Annotated in this window: 23 protein-coding genes; 17 read left to right on the top strand and 6 right to left on the bottom strand. The window is 65.9% G+C overall.

Annotation, left to right across the window (positions count from 1 at the left end; genetic code table 11):
• Positions 1-44 precede the first annotated feature (44 nt).
• The 8 genes from AAC014_RS09150 (at position 45) to AAC014_RS09115 (ending at position 9,006) form a co-directional block, all read left to right on the top strand.
• Complete coding sequence (locus tag AAC014_RS09150; RefSeq protein ID WP_339707260.1) at positions 45-1,232, top strand: acyl-CoA dehydrogenase family protein; 1,188 nt, start codon at positions 45-47, stop codon at positions 1,230-1,232.
• Between the two features lie 9 nt (positions 1,233-1,241).
• Positions 1,242-2,378, top strand: a complete 1,137-nt coding sequence (locus tag AAC014_RS09145; protein WP_339707257.1) for an acyl-CoA dehydrogenase — start codon at positions 1,242-1,244, stop codon at positions 2,376-2,378.
• Between the two features lies 1 nt (position 2,379).
• Positions 2,380-4,101, top strand: a complete 1,722-nt coding sequence (locus AAC014_RS09140) for a class I adenylate-forming enzyme family protein (protein WP_339707254.1) — start codon at positions 2,380-2,382, stop codon at positions 4,099-4,101.
• A gap of 13 nt (positions 4,102-4,114) precedes the next feature.
• Entirely contained in the window at positions 4,115-4,690 is a 576-nt protein-coding gene (locus AAC014_RS09135) for an HD domain-containing protein (protein WP_339707251.1), read from the top strand.
• 44 nt (positions 4,691-4,734) lie between these two features.
• Positions 4,735-6,999 carry a molybdopterin cofactor-binding domain-containing protein gene (locus AAC014_RS09130; RefSeq protein ID WP_339707248.1) on the top strand — a complete coding sequence of 755 codons (2,265 nt, stop codon included), beginning with the start codon at positions 4,735-4,737 and terminating at the stop codon, positions 6,997-6,999.
• Complete coding sequence (gene hemH / locus AAC014_RS09125) at positions 6,999-8,018, top strand: ferrochelatase (protein WP_339707245.1); 1,020 nt, start codon at positions 6,999-7,001, stop codon at positions 8,016-8,018. Before AAC014_RS09130 ends, hemH begins: the two co-directional genes overlap by 1 nt.
• A gap of 61 nt (positions 8,019-8,079) precedes the next feature.
• A complete protein-coding gene (gene phbB, locus AAC014_RS09120; protein WP_339707242.1) occupies positions 8,080-8,802 on the top strand; it encodes an acetoacetyl-CoA reductase in 723 nt (240 codons plus the stop codon).
• Between the two features lie 3 nt (positions 8,803-8,805).
• Positions 8,806-9,006, top strand: a complete 201-nt coding sequence (locus tag AAC014_RS09115; RefSeq protein ID WP_339707239.1) for a ribbon-helix-helix domain-containing protein — start codon at positions 8,806-8,808, stop codon at positions 9,004-9,006.
• Between the two features lie 12 nt (positions 9,007-9,018).
• On the opposite strand, the gene AAC014_RS09110 is transcribed toward AAC014_RS09115, so the two are convergent.
• Together AAC014_RS09110 and purE are read right to left on the bottom strand one after the other, a co-directional pair.
• Positions 9,019-10,080 carry a 5-(carboxyamino)imidazole ribonucleotide synthase gene (locus tag AAC014_RS09110; protein WP_339707236.1) on the bottom strand — a complete coding sequence of 354 codons (1,062 nt, stop codon included), beginning with the start codon at positions 10,078-10,080 and terminating at the stop codon, positions 9,019-9,021.
• The gene (purE, locus tag AAC014_RS09105; protein WP_339707233.1) at positions 10,077-10,565 is read right to left on the bottom strand and encodes a 5-(carboxyamino)imidazole ribonucleotide mutase; all 489 of its coding nucleotides are present in this window, start codon (positions 10,563-10,565) and stop codon (positions 10,077-10,079) included. Before purE ends, AAC014_RS09110 begins: the two co-directional genes overlap by 4 nt.
• Before the next feature lie 132 nt (positions 10,566-10,697).
• Here purE and AAC014_RS09100 point away from each other — a divergent pair, with 132 nt between their 5' ends.
• The 3 genes from AAC014_RS09100 (at position 10,698) to AAC014_RS09090 (ending at position 13,681) form a co-directional block, all read left to right on the top strand.
• Positions 10,698-11,429, top strand: coding sequence for a GGDEF domain-containing protein (locus tag AAC014_RS09100; RefSeq protein WP_339707230.1), 732 nt, complete (start codon positions 10,698-10,700; stop codon positions 11,427-11,429).
• Positions 11,430-11,508: 79 nt separating this feature from the next.
• The gene (gene mgtE / locus AAC014_RS09095) at positions 11,509-12,915 is read left to right on the top strand and encodes a magnesium transporter (RefSeq protein ID WP_339707228.1); all 1,407 of its coding nucleotides are present in this window, start codon (positions 11,509-11,511) and stop codon (positions 12,913-12,915) included.
• 4 nt (positions 12,916-12,919) lie between these two features.
• Positions 12,920-13,681, top strand: coding sequence for a response regulator (locus AAC014_RS09090; RefSeq protein ID WP_339707226.1), 762 nt, complete (start codon positions 12,920-12,922; stop codon positions 13,679-13,681).
• A 7-nt stretch (positions 13,682-13,688) separates the two neighbouring features.
• Here AAC014_RS09090 and AAC014_RS09085 read toward each other — a convergent pair whose 3' ends face one another.
• Both AAC014_RS09085 and AAC014_RS09080 read right to left on the bottom strand, forming a co-directional pair.
• The gene (locus AAC014_RS09085; protein ID WP_339707224.1) at positions 13,689-14,381 is read right to left on the bottom strand and encodes a head GIN domain-containing protein; all 693 of its coding nucleotides are present in this window, start codon (positions 14,379-14,381) and stop codon (positions 13,689-13,691) included.
• Positions 14,382-14,443: 62 nt separating this feature from the next.
• Positions 14,444-15,538, bottom strand: coding sequence for an ATP-dependent 6-phosphofructokinase (locus AAC014_RS09080; RefSeq protein WP_339707221.1), 1,095 nt, complete (start codon positions 15,536-15,538; stop codon positions 14,444-14,446).
• A gap of 370 nt (positions 15,539-15,908) precedes the next feature.
• Here AAC014_RS09080 and AAC014_RS09075 point away from each other — a divergent pair, with 370 nt between their 5' ends.
• Positions 15,909-16,742: a THxN family PEP-CTERM protein gene (locus AAC014_RS09075; RefSeq protein ID WP_339707218.1), complete on the top strand. Its 834-nt coding sequence runs from the start codon at positions 15,909-15,911 to the stop codon at positions 16,740-16,742.
• 75 nt (positions 16,743-16,817) lie between these two features.
• On the opposite strand, the gene AAC014_RS09070 is transcribed toward AAC014_RS09075, so the two are convergent.
• A complete protein-coding gene (locus AAC014_RS09070) occupies positions 16,818-18,329 on the bottom strand; it encodes an acetyl-CoA acetyltransferase (protein WP_339707215.1) in 1,512 nt (503 codons plus the stop codon).
• Positions 18,329-19,612, bottom strand: coding sequence for an acyl-CoA dehydrogenase family protein (locus AAC014_RS09065; protein WP_339707212.1), 1,284 nt, complete (start codon positions 19,610-19,612; stop codon positions 18,329-18,331). Before AAC014_RS09065 ends, AAC014_RS09070 begins: the two co-directional genes overlap by 1 nt.
• Positions 19,613-19,809: 197 nt before the next feature.
• On the opposite strand from AAC014_RS09065, the gene AAC014_RS09060 reads away from it, so the two are divergent.
• The 5 genes from AAC014_RS09060 (at position 19,810) to AAC014_RS09040 (ending at position 23,979) form a co-directional block, all read left to right on the top strand.
• A complete protein-coding gene (locus AAC014_RS09060; RefSeq protein ID WP_339707209.1) occupies positions 19,810-20,073 on the top strand; it encodes a hypothetical protein in 264 nt (87 codons plus the stop codon).
• Between the two features lie 285 nt (positions 20,074-20,358).
• Complete coding sequence (locus AAC014_RS09055) at positions 20,359-20,832, top strand: hypothetical protein (RefSeq protein ID WP_339707206.1); 474 nt, start codon at positions 20,359-20,361, stop codon at positions 20,830-20,832.
• Positions 20,829-21,773, top strand: coding sequence for a 16S rRNA (cytosine(1402)-N(4))-methyltransferase RsmH (rsmH, locus tag AAC014_RS09050; protein WP_339707203.1), 945 nt, complete (start codon positions 20,829-20,831; stop codon positions 21,771-21,773). Before AAC014_RS09055 ends, rsmH begins: the two co-directional genes overlap by 4 nt.
• Positions 21,770-22,285, top strand: a complete 516-nt coding sequence (locus AAC014_RS09045) for a hypothetical protein (protein WP_339707200.1) — start codon at positions 21,770-21,772, stop codon at positions 22,283-22,285. Before rsmH ends, AAC014_RS09045 begins: the two co-directional genes overlap by 4 nt.
• An 80-nt stretch (positions 22,286-22,365) precedes the next feature.
• Positions 22,366-23,979 carry a penicillin-binding protein 2 gene (locus AAC014_RS09040; RefSeq protein WP_339707869.1) on the top strand — a complete coding sequence of 538 codons (1,614 nt, stop codon included), beginning with the start codon at positions 22,366-22,368 and terminating at the stop codon, positions 23,977-23,979.
• The last annotated feature ends 1 nt before the right edge of the window (position 23,980 follow it).

Here is a 23,980-nt window from a genome sequence, read left to right as displayed (position 1 = left end):
CCGGGAGAGCATAAGGCAATCGGATGCGGGGAGGGTTTTGGCCTATGGCCGAGCCGCTGGAAGAGTTTCGCGGCGAAACGCGCGCGTGGCTGGAGGCGAACTGTCCGGCCGAGATGCGCGAGCGGGTTCTGGAGGAAGCCGACGTCTGCTGGGGCGGGCGCAATGTCCGCTTCAAGAACGACGCGCAGCGGCTGTGGCTGGAGCGTATGGCTGCGCGCGGCTGGACGGTGCCGGAATGGCCTAAGGAATATGGCGGAGGAGGACTCTCGGCCGAAGAGGCCAAGGTGCTCGCCGAGGAGATGCGGCGCATCCACGCGCGGGCGCCGCTCAGTTCGTTCGGCATCTGGATGCTGGGACCGGCGCTGCTGAAGTACGGCAATGAGGCGCAGAAGGCCGAGCATCTGCCGAAGATCGCGCGCGGCGAAATCCGCTGGTGCCAAGGCTATTCGGAGCCGGGTGCGGGGTCCGACCTCGCCGCGCTGAAGACGAAGGCCGAGGACAAGGGCGATCACTGGCTGGTGAACGGCTCCAAGATCTGGACGAGCTATGCCGATCAAGCCGACTGGATATTCTGCCTCGTCCGCACCGAGCCCGACGCGCCCAAGCACGAGGGCATCAGCTTCCTGCTGTTCGATATGGCGTCCGAGGGCGTTTCGACCTCGCCGATCAAGCTGATCAGCGGCTATTCGCCGTTCTGCCAGACCTTCTTCGACAACGTGAAGGTGCCGAAGGAAAACCTTGTCGGCATACGCGGCAAGGGCTGGTCGATCGCCAAGTACCTGCTCACCCACGAACGCAGCTCGATTGGCGCCGACTTCGGGACCGGCGGGCGCGATACGGCGGCGCAGATCGCGAAGAAGCGCGTCGGCACGCGGGCGGACGGCGCGCTCGCCGACGAAGGCCTGCGTGTGGACCTCGCACGGCACGACATGGATACATTGTGCTTCGCGCTCACCATGGAGCGTGTGAAGGACGAAGCGAAAGCCGGGCAGGACATCGGACATTTGTCATCGATGCTGAAGCATGTGGGTTCGGAACTGAACAAGTCGCGGCAGGAATTGCTGATGAGTGTGTTCGGTAGCGACGGGCTGCTGTGGGACGGCGAGGGCGCGCACGACGGCGACATGGCGAAGGCATGGCTGCGTTCGCGCGCGAACTCGATCGAGGGCGGCACGGCGGAGGTGCAGCTCGGCATCATCGCCAAGCGCGTGCTCGCGCTGCCCGATGCGTAAGGAGTGACGATGGCGCTGGTGCTGACTGACGAACAGGCGATGATCCGCGAGGCGGCGGACGGCTTCTTCGCGTCCGAAGCGCCGGTTTCGGAGCTTCGACGGCTGCGTGACGCTGCCGATGCGATCGGCTTCTCGCGCGACCTCTGGAAGCAGATGGCCGAGATGGGCTTTGCGGGCGTGCTCGTGCCCGAGGCGCACGGGGGCAGCGGGCTGGGACTCGTCGCGGCGAACCTCATTCAGGACGCGATCGGTCGCAACCTGTCGCTGTCGCCGTTCCTTTCGACGGCGGTGCTGGGGGCGACGGCGCTGGCGGCGGCGAACGATGAACAACAGGCCGCGCTGCTGCCGAAGCTCGCGGCGGGCGACCTACTGCTGGCACTGGCGAGCGACGAGGCTTCGCGCCATGCGCCGCACCTGATCTGCACGCGCGCCGAGGCAGCCGGGAACGGCTTCCGGCTTACGGGTGCCAAGACCTTCGTGCTCGACGGGCACGTCGCCGACAGGCTGATCGTCGCCGCGCGAACCTCGGGCGAGGACGGGGACCGGGACGGCATCACGCTGTTCCTCGTCGACCCGAAGGCGGCAGGCGTCGATGTGCGCCGGACGATCATGGTCGACAGCCGCAACGCCGCCGATGTCCGCTTCGACGGTGTGCAGGTGGACGGCGCGGACGTGATCGGCGCGGTGGGGGAGGGCGCGGTGATCCTCGACCGTGTGCTCGACGCCGGGCGCACCTGCCTTGCCGCCGAGATGGTCGGCGTATCGGCGCAGAGCTTCTCGATGACGGTCGGCTATCTGAAGGAACGCGATCAGTTCGGCCGCAAGATCGGCAGCTTCCAGGCGCTCCAGCACCGCGCTGCTCAGCTTTTCTGCGAGATCGAACTGGCGAAATCGGCGACGCTGAAAGCCGCGCAGGCGCTCGACGCAGGCGACAAGGACGCGCCGCTCTACGCGAGCCTTGCCAAGGCGAAGGCGGGTGCGGTGGCGCGACTTGCGACGAACGAAGGCGTGCAGATGCACGGCGGCATCGGCATGACCGACGAATACGACATCGGCTTCTTCATGAAGCGCGCCCGCGCCGCTGAAACGAGCTTCGGCGACCTGTCGTTTCATGGCGATCGTCTCGCCCGCATGTTAGGGTATTGAAATGCTGACCGAACTCGACAAGGCGCAGGACAAGGCTATCGCGGCGATCACGGCGCCGGGCACCCAGCTGGAGGTGATCGAGAAGACAGTGCGGGGTGTCCCGCTGAAGGTCTTCAAGAACGCGCCGCCGACGATGCGCGAGTTTTTCCAGTTCTTCTTCACACACAATGCCGCGCGCGAATTCCTCGTCTACGGCGAGGAGCGTATGACCTTCGCGGAGGTTTACGCGAAGGCGCTGTGCATCGCGGCGGCGGTGCAGCACAAATACGGCATCGCCAAGGGCGACCGCGTGGCGATCGCCATGCGCAACTATCCCGAGTGGATCATGGCCTATATCGGCCTCGTTCATCTGGGCGCGGTGGTCGTGCCGATGAATGCGTGGTGGCAGGCGGAGGAGCTTGCCTACGGGCTGTCCGACAGCGGCGCACGGCTTGTGATCGCGGACGAGGAACGGCTGCGCCGGTTCGGCGCGATCGAGGGCCTGTCGGTGCCGGTGGTTGCCGTTCGGACCAGCCATGGCGTCGCGGCCGAGCATGGGGCCGACCTTCTTGACGATATCCTCGAAAACGGCCCGACCGATACGTGGTATCTGCCGCCGCTCGCACCCGGCGACGATATCAGCATCCTCTACACGTCAGGCTCGACCGGCTTCCCGAAGGGCGCGGTGTCGACGCATCGGGGCGTCGTGCACGGCGCGTTCTCGTATCTGGTACAGGGCCTTGCGCTGCTCAAGCTCTCTGAAGCCTCGGGTGCATACGTGCCGCCGCAGCAGATCATGCTGCTCACCGTGCCGCTGTTTCATGTGACGGGTCTCGTGCCGCTGATGCTGGTCTCCATCGCGATCGGGCGCAAGTTCATCATGATGCACCGCTGGGACGCGGGCGAGGCCTTGCGGCTGATCGACAAGGAGAAGTGCACCTATTTCGTCGGCGTGCCGACGATGACGCACGAGATCATGTCGCATCCGGAGCGCGACAAATACGACCTTTCCACCGTGACGGACTGGGCGGCGGGCGGCGCGCCGCGCCCGGCGGAGCATGTCGAGCGGCTGGCGAAGGCGATCCCGACGGGCAAGCCCGCGATCGGCTATGGCCTTACCGAAACGAACGGCGTGGGCGCCGGCATCCTCCGCGAGTCCTACCTCGCGCGTCCGACTTCGACGGGTCGTGCTTCGAAGCCCGTCGTCGAGATCGCGATCCTCGACGACGACGGCAACGCGCTTGCGCCGCACGCGGTGGGCGAGGTGTGCATCCGTTCGGCGGCGAACGTGCGTGGCTACTGGCGGCGGCCGAAAGAGACGGCGGAGGCTTTCGACAAGGCGGGATGGTTCCACACCGGCGACCTCGGCTACCTCGACGAGGACGGGTTCCTGTTCATCGTCGACCGCAAGAAGGACATCATCATCCGGGGCGGCGAGAACATCAGCTGCCAAGACGTCGAGGCCGCCATTTATGCGCATCCGGCGGTGCTGGCGGCGAGCGTGTTCGGGCTTCCCGACGACCGGCTCGGCGAGATCGTGGGTGCCGTGGTCTACCTGAAACCCGGCGAGAAGGCGGAGCCGGAGGCGATCATCGACTTCACGCGCCAGCACCTCGCGGCGTTCAAGGTGCCGGCGCGGCTGTGGGTCTCGGCAGAGCCGTTGCCGCGTCTGGGATCGGAGAAGATTGACAAGGTGAGCCTGCGGAAGACCTACCGCGAAATCCACCGTGCCGAGGCGGTCTGAAAGGAAAGACGTTATGGCGACGAATGTGATGCAGGGGCAGGCGGCATTCCGGCGGATGCAGGACGGGACGCTTGATGACTGGATGATCATCGCGCGCGAGCACATGGCGCACCAGAAGGCGGCGGCGGGGATGCAGATCATGGACACGCTCCGGCGGCTCGGAGACATGACATTGGGATTTGCCGCGGACCAGCTGACCCACGCGCTGATGACCGCGACGCTTGCGCGGCGCGCGGGTGCGAATGATGCGGAGGTTGTCGCGGCGCTTTGTCATGACATCGGCAAGGTGATGTCGGTGCCGAACCACGGCCCGATCGCAGCGGAGATGCTGAAGCCTTACGTCTCGGACACGGTCTATCACGCGGTTTACTGGCACCAGCATTTTCAGGGGCAGTATTACTACAACCACCTCGGCAAGCCGACCGACCTCCGGATGCAGTTCAAGGATGCGCCGTGGTACGGCTTTGCCTGTCGTCTGGTGGACGAATGGGATGCCCCCGCGTTCGATCCAGACTTCGATGTCGACAGCCTCGAAAGCTTCGAGCCCGAAGTGGTGAAGGTGTTTTCCAGCCCGCACGCAATGATCTGACACACCGCATCGACAGGCCTCGTCTGCCGCGATAAACCGCAGGGATGGACGCCAAGACACCACCGCCCGCCCAACGGAAACGGGAGCTTCCGAAGCTGCCGCAGATTTCACGCCGCAAGCTGCTGATCGGTATCGGCGCGGGCGCGGGGCTTGCGATCGGGTACGCCGTGTGGCCGCGCCGGGTGCCGCTCAATCTCGCGGTGCGCGAGGGCGAGACGCTGGTCAATGCCTGGCTCAAGATCGGCGCGGACGGGCGCATTGTGATCGCCGTGCCGCAGGCGGAAATGGGGCAGGGCGTCTACACGTCGCTGCCGCAGCTTCTGGCGCACGAACTCGGTGCGGACTGGAAGATGATCTCCGTGGAGCCCGCGCCGCTGCATCCGGTCTACGCCAATCGCGCGATGGCGGAAGGCATGGCGGCGGAAGCGCCCGGCTTCCTGCAAGGCATCGTGCGCTGGGCGGCGACAACGATGGTCGAGCGCTATTCGCTGCAGCTGACCGGCGGTTCGACCTCGGTCGCGGCCTATTGGGAGCCGCTGCGGACGGCGGGCGCGGCAGCGCGCGCGCTGCTCTGCGCGGCGGGCGCGAAACGGCTGGGCGTCGATGTGGCGGCTTGCGACACGGCGAACGGCTTCGTGGTGGCGCCCGGAGGCAAAAAGATCGCGTTCAAGGATTTGCTCGCCGACATCGATCCCGATGACGCGCCCGAGGAACCCGAATGGCGCCCGGACGGCAAAGGGCCCTTTCTCGGCCAGCCGATGCCGCGCCTCGACACGCCCGCGAAGGTGGACGGCAGCGCGCAGTTCGGTGCGGACATTCGCCTGCCGGGCATGATTTATGCGGCGATCCGCGGCGTGCCGCACGGCGCGAAGAAACTGGCCTCGGCGCAGCTTCCGAAGTCGGCGCGCAAGGGCGGCGTGATCGGGCTCGTCACCGGCGCGCGCTGGTACGCGGTGACGGGGGACACGTGGTGGGCGGCGCGGCAGGCGCTCGACCTCGTCGATCCTGATTTCGAGCCCGGCGAGACGATGGCCGACAGCCTCGCGATCGAGGAGGCGCTCGATACGGCGCTCCATGGCGACGACGGCACGATATTTGCCTCCAGCGGCGACATCGACGAGGGGCTTGGCGCGGGCAAACGGATCGAAGCCGACTATTCGGTGCCGTTCCTTGCGCACGCCTGCATGGAGCCGATGACGGCGACGGCGCGCTTCGAGAACGGCAAGGTCGAGGTGTGGGTGCCGACGCAGTCCGCGACGCTCGTCGTGTGGCGTGTCGCCGATGCACTCGGCATCGCCGAGCAGGACGTGACGGTGTTTCCAACGCTGCTCGGCGGCGGCTTCGGGCGCAAGGCGGAGGTGGATGCAGCGGTGCAGGCGGCGCTGATCGCGCGGGACGCGGGCCGCCCCGTGCAGCTCATCTGGCACCGCGAGGAGGACATGGCGCGCGACATGTACCGCCCGCCCGCCAAGGCGCGGGTGCGCGGCACCGTGAATGCCGACAAGCGGATCGGTGCGTTCGACATCAAGATCGCTGCGCCGAACCTTGGCGAGAGCTTCATGTCGCGCAACATCCCCGCGCTGGCGAGCGGCGGTGATAGCGCGGCGATGCTGGAAGGCGCGCTTGCGCTTCCGTACGCGGTGCCGGTGTTCCGCGCCGCGCATGTCGACGTGCCGACGCCGGTTCCGCTCGGCTACTGGCGCTCGGTGGGGCACAGCTACACGGCGTTCTTCTGCGAAAGCTTCGTTGACGAGCTGGCGCACGCCGCCGCCGTCGATCCGTTCGAGTTTCGCCTGCGCATGATGGAGGACGGATCGCGCGAGGCCGAGGTGCTGAAGACCGCCGCGTCGCGCGGTGCGTTCTCGGCGGAGAGTGAGGATCACGTCGGCCGCGGCATCGCCATCCACAAGAGTTTCGGTTCGATCGTCGCCGAGGTCGTCGAGGTCGAAGCGCCGAGCATCGAGCAGGTGACGGTGAAGCGCGTGACGTGCGTGATCGATTGCGGGCGCATCGTGAACCCGGACATCATCAAGGCGCAGATGGAAAGTGCGATCATCTTCGGCCTTACCGCCGCGCTGCACGGGCAGGTGCGCTTTACCGACGGTGAGGCGGAGCAGCTCAATTTCGATACCTACCCGCTGCTGCGGATGGACGAGACGCCCGAGATCGACGTGCACATCATGGAATCGGATGCGCCGCCAAGCGGCGTGGGCGAACCCGGCGTGCCGCCGCTCGCGCCCGCGCTCGTCAACGCGATCTTCGCCGCGACGGGCGAACGCCTGCGCGACCTGCCGCTGTATCGCTATTGATGTTGCCGCAAGGTCATCCGCCGGTCGCCGATCCAAAGGTCGGCGTCCTCATCGTCAACCTCGGCTCACCGGACGCGCCGGAGCCGGCTGCGGTGAAGCGCTACCTGAAGGAGTTCCTGTCCGACCGGCGTGTCGTCGAAATCCCGGCGCTCCTGTGGCAGCCGATCCTGCGCGGCATCATCCTCAACACGCGCCCGGCCAAGAGCGCGGCGCTCTACGCCTCGATCTGGGATCGCGCGCGGGGCGATTCGCCGCTTCGCGTTGTCACGGCCGACCAGACGTCGGCGCTGCAGGCCGCGCTTCCCGACGTCCGCGTGGATTTCGCCATGCGCTACGGCAATCCTTCGATCCCGGACCGGCTCGCCGCGCTCAAGGACGCCGGCTGCACGCGCATCCTCGTGATGCCGCTCTATCCGCAATATTCGGCGGCGACGACGGCGACCGTCGTCGACAAGGTCAGCGAGAGCCTGAAGACAATGCGCTGGCAGCCTGCGCTTCGCTTCCTGCCGCCCTATCACGACGACCCGCTCTATATTGCCGCGCTTGCAGAGGATGCGCGCACGGCGCTCGAGGCGCTCGATTTCGAGCCGGACGTGCTTGTCGCCTCGTTCCACGGGATGCCCGAGCGCACGCTGCATCTCGGCGATCCGTATCATTGCCACGCCCAGAAGACGGGGCGGTTGCTGCGTCAGGCGCTGGGGCTGGGCGAAGCGAATTTTCGCACTGCGTTCCAGTCGCGTTTCGGCAAGGCCGAATGGCTGAAACCCTATCTCGACAAGACGCTCGCAGGGCTGCCGGATGAGGGCGTCCGCAAGGTGGCGGTGATCGCGCCGGGCTTCAGTGCCGATTGTCTCGAGACGCTCGAGGAGATTGCGATTCAGGGGCGCGAAATCTTCCTCCACGCGGGCGGCACGCATTTTGCCTATTTGCGTTGTCTCAATGCAGGCAACGCCGGAGTGCAGATGTTGAGAGGACTTGCCGCGCGCGAACTTGCCGGTTGGCGCGAATCGGGTCATTGATTGTAACAGGACTGAAAAAAGCGAGCATTACCGGCCAATTGCACTTGGGAGGAGAGTCATCATGGGTCGCGTAGCTATCGTCACCGGCGGATCGCGTGGCATCGGCGAGGCGATCAGCCTCGAACTTCAGAAATTGGGCATGAAAGTCGCCGCGAATTACGCGGGCAACGACGAGAAGGCGCGCGAGTTCACCGCGCGCACGGGCATCCCGACATACAGATGGGACGTCGGCGATTTCGATGCCTGCCAGGAAGGCGTCCGCAAGGTCGAAGCCGATCTCGGCCCGGTCGACGTGCTCGTCAACAATGCCGGTATCACGCGCGACGGCACGCTCACGAAAATGGATCGCAAGAGCTGGCAGGAGGTGATCGACGTCAACCTCGGCGGCTGCTTCAACATGGCGAAGGCCGTGTTCGACGGCATGAGATCGCGCGGCTACGGGCGTATCGTCAACATCGGATCGATCAACGGGCAGGGCGGCCAATACGGGCAGGTGAACTACGCCGCCGCCAAATCCGGCATTCACGGCTTCACGAAGGCGCTGGCGCAGGAAGGCGCGCGCTTCGGCATCACCGTGAACGCGCTCGCGCCGGGATACATCGATACGGACATGGTGGCGGCGGTGCCCGAAGCGGTGCTTGAAAAGATCGTGGCCAAGATCCCGGTCGGCCGGCTCGGCAAGGCGAGCGAGATCGCGCGCGGCGTCGGCTTCCTCTGCGCCGAGGATGCGGGTTTCATCACCGGATCCACGCTGTCGCTCAACGGCGGCCAGCACATGTATTGAGGCGTGTCGGGGCTCATCAAGCGCTCGGTGACGATCGCCGGGCATCGTACTTCGGTGAGCCTTGAACCCGTGTTCTGGGACGCGCTCGTCGCGGCGGCGGAGGCCGAAGGGCGCTCCGTCAACGCGCTCGTCGCCGAGATCGACGAGGCGCGGACCACGAACCTTTCAAGCGCGATCCGCGTTTTTCTGTTCGAGCGGCGCTAGGGCAGCGCGTCCCTACTCAAGCCAGGTGACGTGGCCCATCTTGCGGCCGGGCTTCACCTCGCTCTTGCCGTAGAGGTGCAGGTGCGCGCGAGGGTCCGCGAGGATCGCCGCCCAGTCGTTCGCGTCCTCGCCGATCAGGTTCTTCATCCGCACGGCGCGCGCGCTGAGGCCGGTTTCGCCGAGCGGAAGCCCGCAGATCGCGCGGATATGGTTCTCGAACTGGCTGGTGTGCGCGCCCTCGATCGTCCAGTGGCCGCTGTTGTGGACGCGCGGGGCCATCTCGTTGAACACCGGCCCGTCGGCGCAGGCGAAGAATTCGAGCGTGATGAGCCCCACATAGGAAAGCGCGTCCGCGACCTTGCGCGCCATTGCGGCGGCTTCCTCGACGTGTGCCGCGATCGCGGCCGGGGCGGGCACTTCGGATAGCGCGAGAATACCGCTTTCGTGCGTGTTGCGCGGCGCCGGGTAGACGACGCTGCTGCCATCCTCGGCGCGCGCGAGCAGGATCGAGAATTCGGCGTCGAAGCGGACGAAGCCCTCGTAGACCGACGGGTTTTCCCCAATGTCGGCCCATGCAGCGTCGATAGACGTATCGGCATCGATGCGGACCTGTCCCTTGCCGTCGTAGCCGAAACGGCGCGTTTTCAGGATGCCGGGGGTGCCGATCTCGCGCACGGCCGTTTCAAGCTCGGCGCGCGAGGAGACGGCGCGGTAGGGCGCGGCGCGGCCGCCGAGGCCGGTGAAGAAGTCCTTTTCGGCGAGGCGATCCTGCGCGATGCGCAGCGCGCGCGCGCCGGGGCGCGTCGGCACCCGCGATTCGAGGAATTCGAGGCTCGCGGCGTCGACATTCTCGAACTCCACCGTCACCACATCCACCGCGACCGAGAAGGCTTCGAGCGCGGCGTGATCGGTGTAGGCCGCGCGGGTAACGGCGGCGGACACGTCGCCGGCGGGAAGCTCCGCCTCCGGCGCGAAGATGTGGACGCGATAGCCCATGCTGGCTGCCGCCATCGCGAGCATACGGCCAAGCTGACCACCGCCGAGGATGCCTATCGTAGAACCGGGCGCGATCATTCGGGCTTTTCGGCGACCGCCTCGGTCTGCTTCGCGCGCCACTGGACCAGCCGCTGGTGGACCTCGGCATCGTGCGTGCCGAGAATCGCAGCGGCGAGCAGCGCGGCGTTGATAGCGCCGGGCTTGCCGATGGCGAGCGTGCCCACGGGGATGCCGCCGGGCATCTGGACGATGGAAAGCAGGCTGTCCATGCCCTTCAGCGCCTTCGATTCGACAGGAACGCCAAGCACGGGGAGCGCGGTCATCGACGCGGCCATACCCGGCAAGTGGGCGGCGCCGCCCGCGCCCGCGATGATGACCTTCAGCCCCCGCGCGGCCGCGCCGTGCGCGTAGCCATACAGCCGGTCAGGCGTCCGGTGTGCTGAAACGATGCGCGTTTCATGTGGGATTTCAAGCGCTTCGAGCGTTTCCGCGGCATGACGCATGGTTTCCCAGTCAGACTGGCTGCCCATGATGATGCCGACCAGCGGCTGTGTTTCCGACATGCTTTCCCGCGCACCCTTCCCCGAAAGCGGCGCAACCTACTTTCGGCTCGCCTCGCTGTCTATGTTCACCTTACGCACATTATTTTATGCGCAGAATGCCTATCATGGCCCGCAACTGGCCGGGAGAAAAGGATGACGCGTATCGATGAGGGCGGACGCGCCGCGCGTGCCTACGGGCGCGTGCAGACACGTGCCGCGCTCGCATCGGTGCCTGCCGTGGGTGACACGCTGGCCGGAATTCCCGAGGCTGAACCCGCCACCGCGATCGCGGAAGTGGCGGCGGCGGCCTTGCCGGAGCATCTTCGCGATGCGTTCGTCGCGCTGCTCGCGGAAACCGAGGAACTTCGCCGGACGCTCGCCATCGCGCGGCGACGCATCGAGGAGCTTGAACGGCTGGTCGAGGCCGACGAACTGACGCCGGTCGCCAACCGGCGCGGGCTGATCCGCGACCTGGCCCGCACGCTCGCGGAGGTGGGGCGGCACGGCGTTCGTGCGGCGCTGATCTTCATCGATGTCGACAAGCTGAAAATGGTCAACGACCGGTACGGCCACCTCGCGGGGGATGCCGCGCTCGTCCATATCGGCGAGACACTGCAGGCGAAACTGCGCGAATCCGATACGGTGGCACGCCTAGGCGGCGACGAGTTCGCGGTGATTCTCCGCCACGTCGATGCGCAGCAGGCGCAGGCAAAAATGGAACAGATCGTGGCGGCGGTCGCGGCGACGCCCGTGAACGTGCGCGGCGAGAGCTTCACCATCACGATTTCGGCGGGCCTTCATGTGCTCTCGCCGGGCGAGACCGTGGAAGGCGTGCTGCGGTTCGCAGACGGTGCGATGTACGCGCACAAGACCAACAAGCGCTGACGGATAAAAAGTTTCCGCGCGGCAGGTCCGGTGGCGCGTTCCGATGGAAATGTAACGTCCGCGCGCTATAAGCGGCGCCATGTCCGATGATGTTCAGGATAAGGATCAGGCTCCCGCGCCGCGCGAGGCGCTGGAAGACAACCGGCTGACGGGCGCTTTCGTCGACGAAGTGACGGACGCGCTCGCCGCCGGCGATACCGCGCGCGTGCAGGAACTCGCCGAGCCGCTGCACCCCGCCGACATCGCCGACCTTATCGAACAGGTGGAACCGCACCGGCGTCAGCTGCTCGCCGCCGCGCTCGGCGACGTGCTCGATGCGGACGTCATCTCGGAAATGAACGAGGTCGTGCGCGAACAGCTGATCGACGTGCTCGATGCCGGGCAGGTCGCGGACGTCGTCACGCAGATGGAGACCGACGACGCGGTCGCCATCCTGGAGGACATGGACGAGGAGGACCAGGCCGAAGTCCTCCGCTCGCTCCCCGCCGACGAGCGCGCCGCCATCGAGGAGGCGCTGAGCTACCCGGAAGAATCCGCCGGTCGCCTGATGCAGCGCGATCTGATCGCGGTGCCCGAATACTGGACCGTGGGTCAGGTCATCGATTTCCTGCGGCAGGCGGGCGACGACGTGACCAGCGACTTCTGGGAAATCTTCGTCGTCGATCCCTCGCACAAGCCCGTCGGCACGATGCGGCTCTCCCTGGTGCTGCGCTCGCCGCGCAACGTGCTCGTCACCGACGTGATGAACCGCGAGCAGACGCTGATCCCGGTCGACATGGACCAGGAAGAGGTGGCGCTGCGCTTCCAGAAATACGCGCTGATCTCGGCGGCGGTCGTCGACACCTCCGGGCGGCTTGTCGGTGTGGTGACCGTCGATGACGTCGTGCACATCATTCAGGAAGAGGCCGACGAGGATATCCTGCGCCTGTCGGGCGCGGGCGACGGCGACATCAACGACAACGTGCGCGAGATCGTCTCGACGCGCCTGCGCTGGCTTGTCCTCAATCTCGGCACGGCGATCATCGCTTCCATCGTCATCGGTTTCTTCGCGGGCACGATCGAGAAGATGGTGGCGCTCGCCATCCTGATGCCGATCGTTTCGGCGCTCGGCGGCAATGCCGCGACGCAGACGATGGCGGTGACGGTGCGCGCGCTTGCCACCGATCAGCTCACCGAGACAAATACGCGGCGTACAATCACGAAGGAGATTCGCGTCGCGGTGATCAATGGCGCGGCGATCGCGACTCTGGTTGGCGTGGCGGCCGGGCTCTACTTCGCGAACGTGCACCTCGGTCTCGTCATCGCCACGGCGATGATCGGCAACATCATCGTCGCAGGCCTCGCCGGCGTGATGGTGCCGCTGACGCTCGACCGCATGGAGGTCGATCCGGCGGTGTCCTCGCCCGTGTTCGTTACGATGACGACGGACGTGATGGGCTTCCTGTTCTTCCTCGGCCTCGCCGCTGCGACTGGCCTCGCGGGTTAGGCGGGTGACCGAGGTCATCCTCGTCGATGACGAGCGGCTTGTCGCCAAACTCTATGGCCGCGCGGTGGAAGCGGCGGGCTATCAGGCGACGCTGTTCGGCGATGCGGAATCGGCGTTCAAGCACATCACCCAGCGCGAACCGGCACTGCTCGTCACCGATCTCAACATGCCCGGCCTTTCGGGCTATGCGCTCGCCGAACGGATCATGGAGCGCGGCCTCAAGCACTTTCCCATCATCCTGATGAGCGCGGACGATACCGCCGAGCTGATCAAGGCGGGGGTCGCGTCGGGCATCGACGATTTCCTCGTGAAGGGCGTGGGCTTCGATCGGTTTCGCGCGCGGCTGGATCACTGGATGAAGGGGCCGTTTCACGGGCTTCCCGCGCACGTCCGCGTTGCGGCGCGTGAGAGCCTTGCGCGGAGCGGTACGCCGGAAACCCCGATTTCCCACCTGCACGGTTCGCTCGATCGCATCACGGGACGCGCCGCTGTGACGGTGGAGGATCTTCTGGACGCGGTGGGCGGCGAATACGGGCGTTCGGCGGCCGAGGCGCTGCGGCTTCTGGGCGTTATCGACGGCGTGCTTGCGCTCCTCGCCCGTTCGAACGGGCTCGCGCAGCTACGCCGGCTTGAAGCGATGGCGGGGGTGGTCGACAGGCTCGGCGACCCATGGCAGGGGCGTCTTCGTCCCTACATCGATCGGTTCGAGGCCATCGCTCAAGACGCCACCTTTCGGCACGCCGCGCAGTCGCTGAGACTGCGTTAGCCAAGCGTCACGCGCCGCAGCTGACCTTGCCGCTGCCCAGCGTCTTCACCTCGCACTGCGGTTTGCCGAGAATCTTGATGTCGCCCGAGCCCGCGATGCTGAGCTTCGCATGTTTGACGACCTCGGTGGTGATATCGCCCGAGCCCGCGATCTTGCCGGTGAGCGACTGGCACTTGAGGCCGGGGGCATCGATGTTGCCGGAACCGGCAATCGAGATTTCGGCTGCGCCGCATGTGCCGGTCATCGCCATGTCGCCCGATCCGGCGAGCGATGCGTCGAGACGGTCCGCGGTGACCACGCCGACGTTGAGATCGCCCGAACCCGCGAGCGAGAGCTTGACGTCCTGACCCTTCATCCGGTCGATCGCCACGTCACCCGATCCGGCAAGGCGCGCATTTCCGAGCGTATGCGTGGTGACGTAGATCGTAAGTACCTCGCCGTCCTTCCAGGAAAACCACGTATCCGATCTCTTCTCGCGGATGCGCAGCGTGCCGCTCGCGACCTCGACTTCCAGGCGATCGATCGATTTCTGGTCGCCGACGGCGCGGACGCTCGGTGCTTTGCCGGTGGCGACAATCACCTTGTGCGGCACGGAAACGGACAGGGCCTCAAACCCGGTCACCGTGTATTTCTGCTCGGCGGCAAAGGTGGGCGTGGTGAGCGCGAGGAGGGGAAGAGCGACAAGAAGAGCGTGTTTCATGGGGGACGATCTCCAAACTGTGTTGTTGAAACAATACAGTGGGTGCGCGTGTCTGTCGACCCTCAATAGAGGAACATCGGCATCCCTTCGACGCTCTTCAGCCGCGCGCGGTACTGTTCGCGGTCGTAGAGCCGGTCCACATCGACGTGTTTCGCGCCTTGGAGCACGCTGTTCGCCGGGACATGGCAATAGTTGCCGCTGGTCAGCGTCACCATCCGGCCGGTTTCGCGCCGTTCGATCAGCTGGACGGCAAGCGCGCCGAAGGCGAGGCCGACCATGCGATCGAGCGCGTCGGGCTCGCCCGCGCGCATGAGATAAGCGAGTTCCTGAAGCACTGTGCCGCCGCCGCCCGCCATTTCGATGGCGCGCGCGATGCGGTGGCCGACGCCGACATCGTCGCGCGCTGTCGCCGAGCTGGACATGTCCGCTGCCGCCCCGCCGACGAGGCTTGCGCCTTCGGAGACCACGAGAACCGCGTAGTTCGCGGGATTGGTCGCCTTGTCGCGCGCGAGCAGCGGCAGCAGCGCATCAAGGTCGGCAGGCACTTCGGCGATCACCGTGCGATCGACCTGTGCGAGGAAGCCCGAAAGGAGCGCCGTTTCGCCTGACCGGCGGCCGAACAGTTCGACCACGGCGATCCGTTCATGGCTTTCGGTGGTCGTGCGTAGCGCATTGATCGCAGCGACCGAGCGTGTCACCGCGGTCGAGAAGCCGATGCAATAGTCGGTGCCGTTCACGTCGTTGTCCATCGTCTTGGGGATGGAGATGACCGGAACGCCGAGGCTGTCGAGATGGGCGGAAAAGCGCAGGGTGCCGTCGCCGCCGAGCGTGATCATCACGTCGATCCCGAGGCGTTCGAGCACGCGCATCACATGCGGCGTGCGGTCTCCGCCCTTCGCGGTGCGCGGATCGCAGCGCGAGGTATGGAGGGTGGTGCCGCCGAGCCGATCAAGCCCGCGCACCCGCTCTCGGTCGAGCGCGACGGTGTTCGCCGCGATCGAGGCAGGATCGTCGGGATCGATGTCGAGCAGCCCCTGCCACCCCCGCCGGAAGCCCACGACTTCCCAGCCGCGGTCGTCTGCCGACAGGGCAACGGCACGGATACAGGGGTTGAGGCCGGGCACGTCCCCGCCGCCTGTCAGAATGCCGAGGCGCATCATCTTCTCCTGCTGTGAGGGGGGACTATGCCGCCCGCCACCGGAGGCGTCGAGGGCGGGAGGGGAACTGTCGTGATTTTTTACACTATCGTTTCCGTGCGAAACGTGTGGAAGAAAATCCGCAGAAATTCGAATGACTTAATGGTTAATTTTAAACCGCGACGGGGTCTTTTCCGCAAGCCGGCCCGCCAATTCCCCCGGAAAGGGCGGCCGGAACGTTGGCAATTCTTACATACGCGCACCACCCATACCGGACTTGGCAATTTTCGCATTGGAATTGTTATTATTTTCAATGAGTTGTCGGAATTTTTGTGTTGTGGCACACGGCTTGCAGAGATGCCGGCAATTGGTTCTTACAGGAGTAGGTAGAGTGAAGTCAGCGTTTCTCACCAAGGTTCTGCCGGCCGCCGCGCTTGTCGCTGCAACGGCTTTCTCAACGTCCGCCCAGGCCGTCGTGGTGAACGAATGGAGCTATGATGTCTCCGCGTCGTTCACGTCGGCTTCGCCGGATCTCGGAACGCCCGGCGGCTTCATCTGGGGTCCGCTCCAGATTTCGTGGGGACGTCCGACCGGCACGATTTCGCCCGGCGGTGGCCGCAGCGCTCTGACGATCGGCGCGACACCGGCGCTCGGCACTGTCTTCACGAACGGCGCGGATGCCGCAGCGAACAGCCTGACGCACTCGAACAACGTCATCAACAACCGTTCGGGTGAAAACTGGCAGCGCCTCGACACGTCTTCGATGAAGATCGATGTCGCGCTCACCTCGGTCGATCCGGTCATCGGTGCCGTCGATCCGTTCATGCTGTCGTTCGTCATCGACTTCCTCGAAACGGACAACAATCCGGAAATGCCCGGCCCCAACTATTGCGCCGATGGCGTAATCCAGAACTCGCAGGGCCCCGGTTGCCGTGACATCTTCGTGATCTCGGCGGGCAGCCTGACGCAGTATTTCGAACTCGACGGCGAGACCTACAAGTTCTCGTTCTTCGACCTTGGCGGTGCGATCGGCACGCTTTCCGACGATGCCTGCGCGGCTGTCGGTCAGGCTTCGGGCTGCGTCGGCTTCCTGACCCGCGAGGAACTGGAAAACGTCGTGAACTTCGGGTTCAACATCACCCATGTGCCGGAGCCTGCCGCGCTTGCGCTCTTCGGCCTTGGTCTTGCCGGTCTTGGCCTGGCGCGCCGCCGCCGCAAGGCCTGAACGCCGAGCCTGAACAGGGAGGCGCTGATGGGAAACCATCGGCGCCTTTTCCCTTTTGGGAACCGTGGTGCCCGTTCAGATGAGCGCGGCGATGTTCGGCTCTCCTGGGGAAACGCGCAGCCGGTGGCCGATCACTGGCGTTTCCATCAGCGGTTCGAGCCGGGTGTGCATCTGCGCGAGAAAGCGCTCGCCGCTATCGAGGCGCCCGATGATGATCGCGAACATCGGGGCGCCCTTGTGATGCACGACCGTGAACGTCTCCAGCTGCCCATCGCCTGCGGGGGTTTCCGTGAACGGGGGTGACGGCATGGCGTCGATCGCGGCCTGGTACGACGCGGGGTCACTGCGCCCGTTGTAGCCCGGCGTCGTCGTGTACACGCCGAAGCTGTGTTTCGTCAGGAAGCCGCCGTTGGCGAACACGAAGCCCCATGCGCCGGTGTCGTCCCGACAGTGCTCCACCACCTCCGCGATCGCGTGCAGCGAATAAGCGTTGCCCGGGCCGCCGAAGTAGGGAAGGCCGCCGGTGAGCGTCAGGCGGGCAGGGTCTTCGGTCGGCAGGCCGATCATCGCGACGGCAATTTCCACCGCCACGGGGAAGCAGCTGTAAAGATCGATGTAGCCGAGGTCGTCCGCTGTGATGCCCGCCTGCGCGAGTGCGTGCGCCGCGCCGATGTGGATGGCAGGCGACGTCGCATAGTCGATGCGTTCGCTCACCAGGATTTTCTCGTGCGTGTCCGCCGAGCCGTGTAGATAGACGCGCCGGTCCGCGGGCACGCCGAACCGGTCTGCGGCCTCGGTCGACATCATCAGCACCGCCGCTGCCTGATCGACGAACATGTTGGCGCACAGGCGCTTGGTATAGGGGTAGGCGATGATGCGGTTGTCCTCGCTCGGCGCGACGAGCGCCTCCGCCGCATAGGCCGAGCGGATCTGCGCGAACGGGTTTTCCGCCGCAACGGCGCTGAGCGGCGCCATCAAATGGCCGATCTCGGCGCGGTGCTGGAGCGGTGACCAGCCCATCGCTGCGCCGAACGCGTTTTCGAACAGCGGATAGACGCTCGTGGGCAGGGCGATGCCGTGGCGGATCTCGTGGCCGCTGGCATAGCGCGTTTCCTCACCACAAGTCGCGGGATCGGACGGCGCCTCTTCACCCCAGTCGAGCTTGAGGCCTGCCTTTTCCGCGCGCGCCTGCGTTCGCAGGGCCTCGCCGCCGACGATGAGCGCCACCTCGCTTTCGCCGTTCGCGATGCGCTCGGCGAGTGCGTTCACGAACATCTGCGGCGTGTTGCCGCCAACCGGGGCGTAGATGAGGTCGCGGGGATGCGCGCCGATGCGCCGGGCGACGGCGTGGGGCAGGTTGCGGTACGTGCCGAAGGGGGACGGAAAAGCGCCCCCGGAATCGGCGAACAGCCGGATGGCTGCGAGCGTGTCGATCACACTCGCCGCATCCGCGCCGCTGTCCGCGATCGCCCCGCGCGCCGCCTCGGCAAGCAGGTCCGCCGGCGACAGGCCGAGGGCCGGATCGTCTTCCCGGCCGACCTGCTGGGCCACGCCGACGAGGACGGGTGTGCGCGGCCCGGCGGACATCAGCGGATGCCCGGCACTTCGGTGCTCGGTGCCTCGTTGCCGGCGCTGTTACCCGCGTATTTCTTGTATTCCATCAGCGCGATGGTGCGGTTGTGCACCTCGTCCGGCCCATCGGCGAGGCGCAGCGTGCGGATGCCCGCGTAGCTGCTGGCAAGCCCGAAATCCTGGCTGACACCGCCACCGCCGTGCGCCTGAATGGCGTCGTCGATGATCTTCAGCGCCATGCGCGGCGCGGCGACCTTGATCATTGCGATCTCGAGCCGTGCCGCCTTGTTGCCGACGCGGTCCATCATGTCCGCGGCCTTGAGGCAGAGGAGGCGGGTCATCTCGATGTCCGTACGCGCTTCGGCGATGCGCTGTTCCCAGATGCTGTGCTCGGAAATGCGCTTGCCGAACGCTTCGCGCGTCAGGAGCCTGCGCGCCATGCGCTCCAGCGCGCGCTCGGCGGCACCGATCGTGCGCATACAGTGGTGGATGCGGCCCGGCCCGAGGCGGCCCTGCGCGATCTCGAAACCGCGGCCCTCGCCGAGCAGGATGCTGTCTGCCGGCACGCGCACGTCATCGAGGAGGACTTCGGCGTGGCCGTGCGGCGCGTCGTCGTAGCCGAAGACGTTCAGCATCCGCTCGACCTTGATGCCCGGCGCGTCCATCGGCACGAGGATCTGCGACTGCTGGAGGTGCTTGGGCGCCGACGGGTCGGTCTTGCCCATCACAATCGCGACCTTGCAGCGCGGATCGCCGACGCCCGACGACCACCATTTGCGGCCGCTGACGATATAGTGGTCGCCATCACGGCGGATGCGCGTCTCGATGTTCGTCGCGTCCGACGATGCGACGGCGGGTTCGGTCATCAGGAAGGCGGAGCGGATTTCGCCGTTCATCAGCGGCCGCAGCCATTTTTCCTGATGGTCTTTCGTGCCGTAGCGCATCAGCACTTCCATGTTGCCGGTATCGGGCGCGGAGCAGTTGAAGACCTCCGCCGACCAGATGGCGCGGCCCATCTCTTCAGCGAGGGGCGCGTATTCGAGGTTGGTGAGCGTCGTGCCCTCGAAGGCGAATTCGCTGACCGGCTTGCCGCCGTGGCTTGGCGGCATGAACATGTTCCACAGGCCCGCGGCGCGCGCCTTCGGCTTCAGCTCCTCGATCACGGGCAAGACCTTCCAGCGCTCGCCAGAGGCGACCTCTTCGGCATAGCGCTTCTCGTTGGGGTAGATGTGCTCGTCCATGAACGCGCGGACGCGGCCGATCATCTCGCGGGCTTTCGGGGAATATTCGAAGTTCATGGGGCCGTTCCTTCGTCTGTCGTGTTCGGGTCTATCCATAAGCCCGGCACATGCGCTGTCACTTCCGAAGGATGATAGGCGAGGCGTGCGTAAATGGGGATCACTCGACATGGGCGGCTGGCTGCACTACCTATAAAGGCGCAGTCGCGCGTGGAGGGGGCGCCCGACAAACTGAAGACAAGGATAAAATGAATCGAGTGCGCCTGGGCCTCACCGGCCTTGCTTTGGTGTTTTTGCTGGTCATGGCAGCGGCGATCCTGCTGCGCCCGCCGGCTGAACCCGAACCGAAAGCGAAAGAAGATCCGCTCGCGACGCTGGGTGTGGCGCCGGGCGCTGACAAAAACACGGAGCCGGCACCCGAGCTGCCGCCTTCGGTGCTGCAAACACCGCCGCTCGATACGCCAGAGCCGCTGACCGACCCGCTCGTCATCGACGAGAGCAAGGATTTGACCGAAATCTGACGGCGACTCACCGCCGCATTTCACACACCGACTTATCCACAGGCTCGTGTGCACCCGCACGCGGGCCTGACTGCTATTGTTTCACCTGCGTAAACCCACGCGATTCTGCGAAAATCCATGGCATAAACATCAAATCCCATAAATTCCCATTGAAACCCATGAAATACCCATGATACTCCGTTTTCCACAGGGGAGCGGGGATTCAGCCCTCGGTACTGGCCTAACGCGTTAGCCTTTCGGGTTTCGCGGCCGGGGACTGCATTGCCCGCTGATTGGAAGCCGCGCGTGAAACGGGATTTGTTCAAGGGATTTGCGATCAACGCAGTCGACGCCAAAGGGCGGCTGTCGATCCCTGCCGGCTACCGTTCCACGATCGAAGCGCGCTCCGCCGTGAAGGAAGTCACCCTGTCCCTGCGGTTCGAACCGAACCACATCCGCGCCTACGACGCCTACTACAACGACTTCATCTACCAGCAGATCGAACGCCGCTTCACGCCGGAGCAGGAGGTGGAACGCGCCGCCGCCCTGCAGCGCGAATTCAGCTTCGTCGAACCGCTCCCCTACGATGCCAACGGGCGGATCATGCTCCCCGCCGCCACCCGTGAGGCCGCCGGCATCGATCGGCTCGCCTGCTTCCTTGCGTTCGCCGACTATTTCGAGATCTGGGACCCGAAGGCGCTGCTCGCTTCGGATCGTGCCGACCCCGCCACGGTTTTTCATGTCCGCAATCTCCTGAAAGAGCGCGGGGAGGCGATATGATGGTGGCCCCTCATATCCCCGTTCTTCTCGAAGCTGTGCTCGCCGGTATTTCTCCCATCTCTGGGGCAAGCGTCGTCGACGGTACGTTCGGTGCCGGCGGCTACACGAATGCGGTGCTCGCAGCGGGCGCCGGGCATGTCTATGCGTTCGATCGCGATCCAACTGCCATCGCGGCGGGTGAGGCGCTGGCGGGTGCGAACCCGGACCGGCTGACATTGATCCACGAACGCTTCTCGCTGATGGACCGGGCGCTCGAAGCGCGGGGCGTTTCGACCGTGGACGCGATCATGCTCGATATCGGCGTTTCATCGATGCAGATCGATCAGGCGGCGCGCGGCTTTTCGTTCCAGGCCGACGGCCCGCTCGACATGCGCATGTCGAGCGAGGGTCCGAGTGCGGCCGATCTTGTGAACACGATGGACGAGGCGGCGCTTGCCGATCTCCTCTACCAGTATGGCGAGGAGCCGCGCTCGCGCCGTGTCGCGAACCATATCGTGGCGGCGCGGCCGATTGCGCGCACTGGTGAACTCGCGGCGATTGTCCGCAAGGCGCTTGGCCACCGGCCGGGCGCGCCGAAGGACCCGGCGACGCGCACCTTCCAGGCGCTGCGCATCGCGGTGAACGACGAACTCGGCGAACTCGATGCCGGTCTCCGCGCGGCTGAACGCCTGCTGCGTCCCGGCGGACGGCTTGCCGTGGTGAGTTTCCACAGTCTTGAGGACAGGGCGGTGAAGCGCTTCCTGCGTACGCGCAGCGGGGGAGACCCGCAGGGCTCGCGCCACCTGCCCGAGGCGCGGATCGGGGGGTCCGCGCCGACATTTCAGGCGGCGAAAGCCGTTCGCCCAGATGCAGCGGAAATCGCGGCGAACCCGCGCGCCCGCTCAGCCACACTTCGTATCGGCACGCGCACCGATGCACCCGCATGGAAGGATGACGCATGATCCGCTCGCTTGGCTCCGCCGGTCTTGCCCTCGTGACGCTGGGAGCGGGCCTCGGCCTCTATCTCGTCAGCTACAGCGTGGGCGCAGAGCGCAGCGGCATCGCGAAGCTGGAGCGGCAGATTGCCACCGACCGCCGCGATATCCGCGCGCTGGAGGCGGAACTCCGCGTCCGCTCCAACCTGCCGCAGCTTGAGCGCTGGAACGCATCGGCGCTGGCGCTTGCCGCACCAAAGTCGGGGCAGATTCTGGAAAGCGAAGTGCAGCTCGCCAGCCTCGTGCGTCCGCACCAGCCGGACGCGATGCCGGCGGACGTGCGCCTGGCCAGAGTCGAGCTGCCGGCGCCTGCCGAGCGGGAGATGCGCGTGGCGTCGGTTGACCCGGCGCCCCGGGCCAAGCTCCCGGTACTGCGCGAACGCGCCGAACCGGGCCTGTTTTCCGCGGGTTTCGTGGCCGAGATCGACGCCGCCGCGGACGATGAGCGCGCGTCGTTGACGCGCGTGTCGCTGCGGTGAGCCCGGCCGCACAACGCCAGCTTCGAATCCAGCTTGCCGGCAAGCGGCAGGCGCAGCTTGCGCGGTCGCGGCAACGGCTCATGATCGGCATCATGTTGTTCACCGCGCTGGTGGGCATCATCGGGCTCCGCCTTGGCGAACTTTCCCTGAGCGGATCGAGCGCGGTTGCAGCGACGCGGCAGATCGCCTTCGCGCCGCCGCGCGCCGACATCGTCGACCGCAACGGTGCCGACCTCGCCACGACGTTCGATGCCTTCGCGCTCGCCGTGCGCCCGCAGGCGGTGGTCGGCGATCCTGAAGTGCTGGCGCGCCGGATCGCGAAGGTCCTGGGCCGCGAGAGCGCGCTGCCGATCTACAAGGAAATCACCCATCACGGGAAATATCGCTACATCCAGCGGCGAATTCTTCCCGCCGAGGCAAAGGCGATCAACGCTATTGGTGAGCCGGGGCTGGTGCTGGAGCGCGAGCAGGAACGTATTTATCCCAACCAGTTCCTGGCCGCGCACGTCATCGGTTACACCAATGTCGACGGTGTCGGGCAGGCGGGCATGGAGCGCGCCTATCAGGACCGGCTCACCGATCCCGAGCTGCGTGACAAGCCGCTCGAACTCGCCATCGATGCGCGCGTGCAGCACGCTGTCGAGAGCGAGCTTCAGACGGCAATGACCAAGCATAGCGCGATCGGGGCTTCGGGCATCGTGCTCGACGTCCACACAGGCGAGGTGCTCGCGCTTGCCTCGCTGCCGGAACTCAATCCGAACAAAGCCGGTGCCGTCAGCCCAGACGCAATCTTCAACCGCGCCACGCTCGGCGTTTATGAGCTTGGGTCGACCTTCAAGGCGCTGACGATGGGTATGGCGCTCGACACCGGCGTCATCACCTCGATGTCGCAGCAATATGACGCGACACATCCGCTGCAGATGGGCCGCTTCCGTATTCGGGACGATCATCCGAAGGCACGCTGGCTGACGATCCCCGAGATCTTCATGTATTCCTCGAACATCGGCACGGCGCAGATCGCGCAGGAGATCGGCTCCGCGCGACAGCAGAAGTTCCTGAAGGAACTCGGCTTCATGGCGCCCGCCGAGATCGAACTGAAGGAGCGTGGGCGCACGCTCTATCCGGCTCAATGGGGCGAACTCGCGACGATGACCGTAAGCTACGGCCACGGCATCGCGGTGACGCCCCTCCATCTTGCCAGTGCCTATGCGGCACTCGTCAACGGCGGCGTCTGGAGGCCCGCCACGCTTCTGAAGGTTCAAGGCGGAGGGGTCGGGAAGGGCCGCCGTGTCTTCAGCGAGGAAGCGTCGCGGACAATGCGGGCAATGCTGCGTCTCGTGGTGACGCATGGCACTGGCAAGCAGGCAGAAGCGCAGGGGTATCGCGTGGGCGGCAAGACCGGAACGGCGGAAAAACCCGACGGCGGCCGCTACAACCGCAACGCGATGGTGACGACATTCGCGGCGGCATTCCCGATGGACGACCCGAAATATGTCGTGATCGCCATGCTCGACGAACCCAAGGGAACCAAAGAGACCTATGGTTTCCGCGGCGCGGGTTGGAATTCCGCGCCCGTTGTTTCAAAGGTGATCAGCCGCATCGCGCCGGTGCTCGGCGTTGCCCCGAGCGACGTTCGCGACGTCGATCTCAACCCTCTCCTGGCCTACGTCCAGGGCAAGCAGCCGACCGGATAAG

The organism is uncultured Sphingosinicella sp., from assembly GCF_963974575.1.
GTDB lineage: Bacteria > Pseudomonadota > Alphaproteobacteria > Sphingomonadales > Sphingomonadaceae > Sphingosinicella.
Note: the sequence above shows the minus strand (reverse complement) of the source record. Positions and strands in the feature narration are given on the sequence as shown.

Bases quoted from the DNA above. Each gene is read 5' to 3' on its own strand.
- AAC014_RS09150 (WP_339707260.1), top strand. From the start codon at position 45: ATGGCCGAGCCGCTGGAAGAGTTTCGCGGCGAAACGCGCGCGTGGCTG.
- AAC014_RS09145 (WP_339707257.1), top strand. From the start codon at position 1,242: ATGGCGCTGGTGCTGACTGACGAACAGGCGATGATCCGCGAGGCGGCG.
- AAC014_RS09140 (WP_339707254.1), top strand. From the start codon at position 2,380: ATGCTGACCGAACTCGACAAGGCGCAGGACAAGGCTATCGCGGCGATC.
- AAC014_RS09135 (WP_339707251.1), top strand. From the start codon at position 4,115: ATGGCGACGAATGTGATGCAGGGGCAGGCGGCATTCCGGCGGATGCAG.
- AAC014_RS09130 (WP_339707248.1), top strand. From the start codon at position 4,735: ATGGACGCCAAGACACCACCGCCCGCCCAACGGAAACGGGAGCTTCCG.
- hemH (WP_339707245.1), top strand. From the start codon at position 6,999: ATGTTGCCGCAAGGTCATCCGCCGGTCGCCGATCCAAAGGTCGGCGTC.
- phbB (WP_339707242.1), top strand. From the start codon at position 8,080: ATGGGTCGCGTAGCTATCGTCACCGGCGGATCGCGTGGCATCGGCGAG.
- AAC014_RS09110 (WP_339707236.1), bottom strand. From the start codon at position 10,080: ATGATCGCGCCCGGTTCTACGATAGGCATCCTCGGCGGTGGTCAGCTT.
- purE (WP_339707233.1), bottom strand. From the start codon at position 10,565: ATGTCGGAAACACAGCCGCTGGTCGGCATCATCATGGGCAGCCAGTCT.
- AAC014_RS09100 (WP_339707230.1), top strand. From the start codon at position 10,698: ATGACGCGTATCGATGAGGGCGGACGCGCCGCGCGTGCCTACGGGCGC.
- mgtE (WP_339707228.1), top strand. From the start codon at position 11,509: ATGTCCGATGATGTTCAGGATAAGGATCAGGCTCCCGCGCCGCGCGAG.
- AAC014_RS09085 (WP_339707224.1), bottom strand. From the start codon at position 14,381: ATGAAACACGCTCTTCTTGTCGCTCTTCCCCTCCTCGCGCTCACCACG.
- AAC014_RS09080 (WP_339707221.1), bottom strand. From the start codon at position 15,538: ATGCGCCTCGGCATTCTGACAGGCGGCGGGGACGTGCCCGGCCTCAAC.
- AAC014_RS09070 (WP_339707215.1), bottom strand. From the start codon at position 18,329: ATGTCCGCCGGGCCGCGCACACCCGTCCTCGTCGGCGTGGCCCAGCAG.
- AAC014_RS09065 (WP_339707212.1), bottom strand. From the start codon at position 19,612: ATGAACTTCGAATATTCCCCGAAAGCCCGCGAGATGATCGGCCGCGTC.
- rsmH (WP_339707203.1), top strand. From the start codon at position 20,829: ATGATGGTGGCCCCTCATATCCCCGTTCTTCTCGAAGCTGTGCTCGCC.
- AAC014_RS09045 (WP_339707200.1), top strand. From the start codon at position 21,770: ATGATCCGCTCGCTTGGCTCCGCCGGTCTTGCCCTCGTGACGCTGGGA.
- AAC014_RS09040 (WP_339707869.1), top strand. From the start codon at position 22,366: ATGATCGGCATCATGTTGTTCACCGCGCTGGTGGGCATCATCGGGCTC.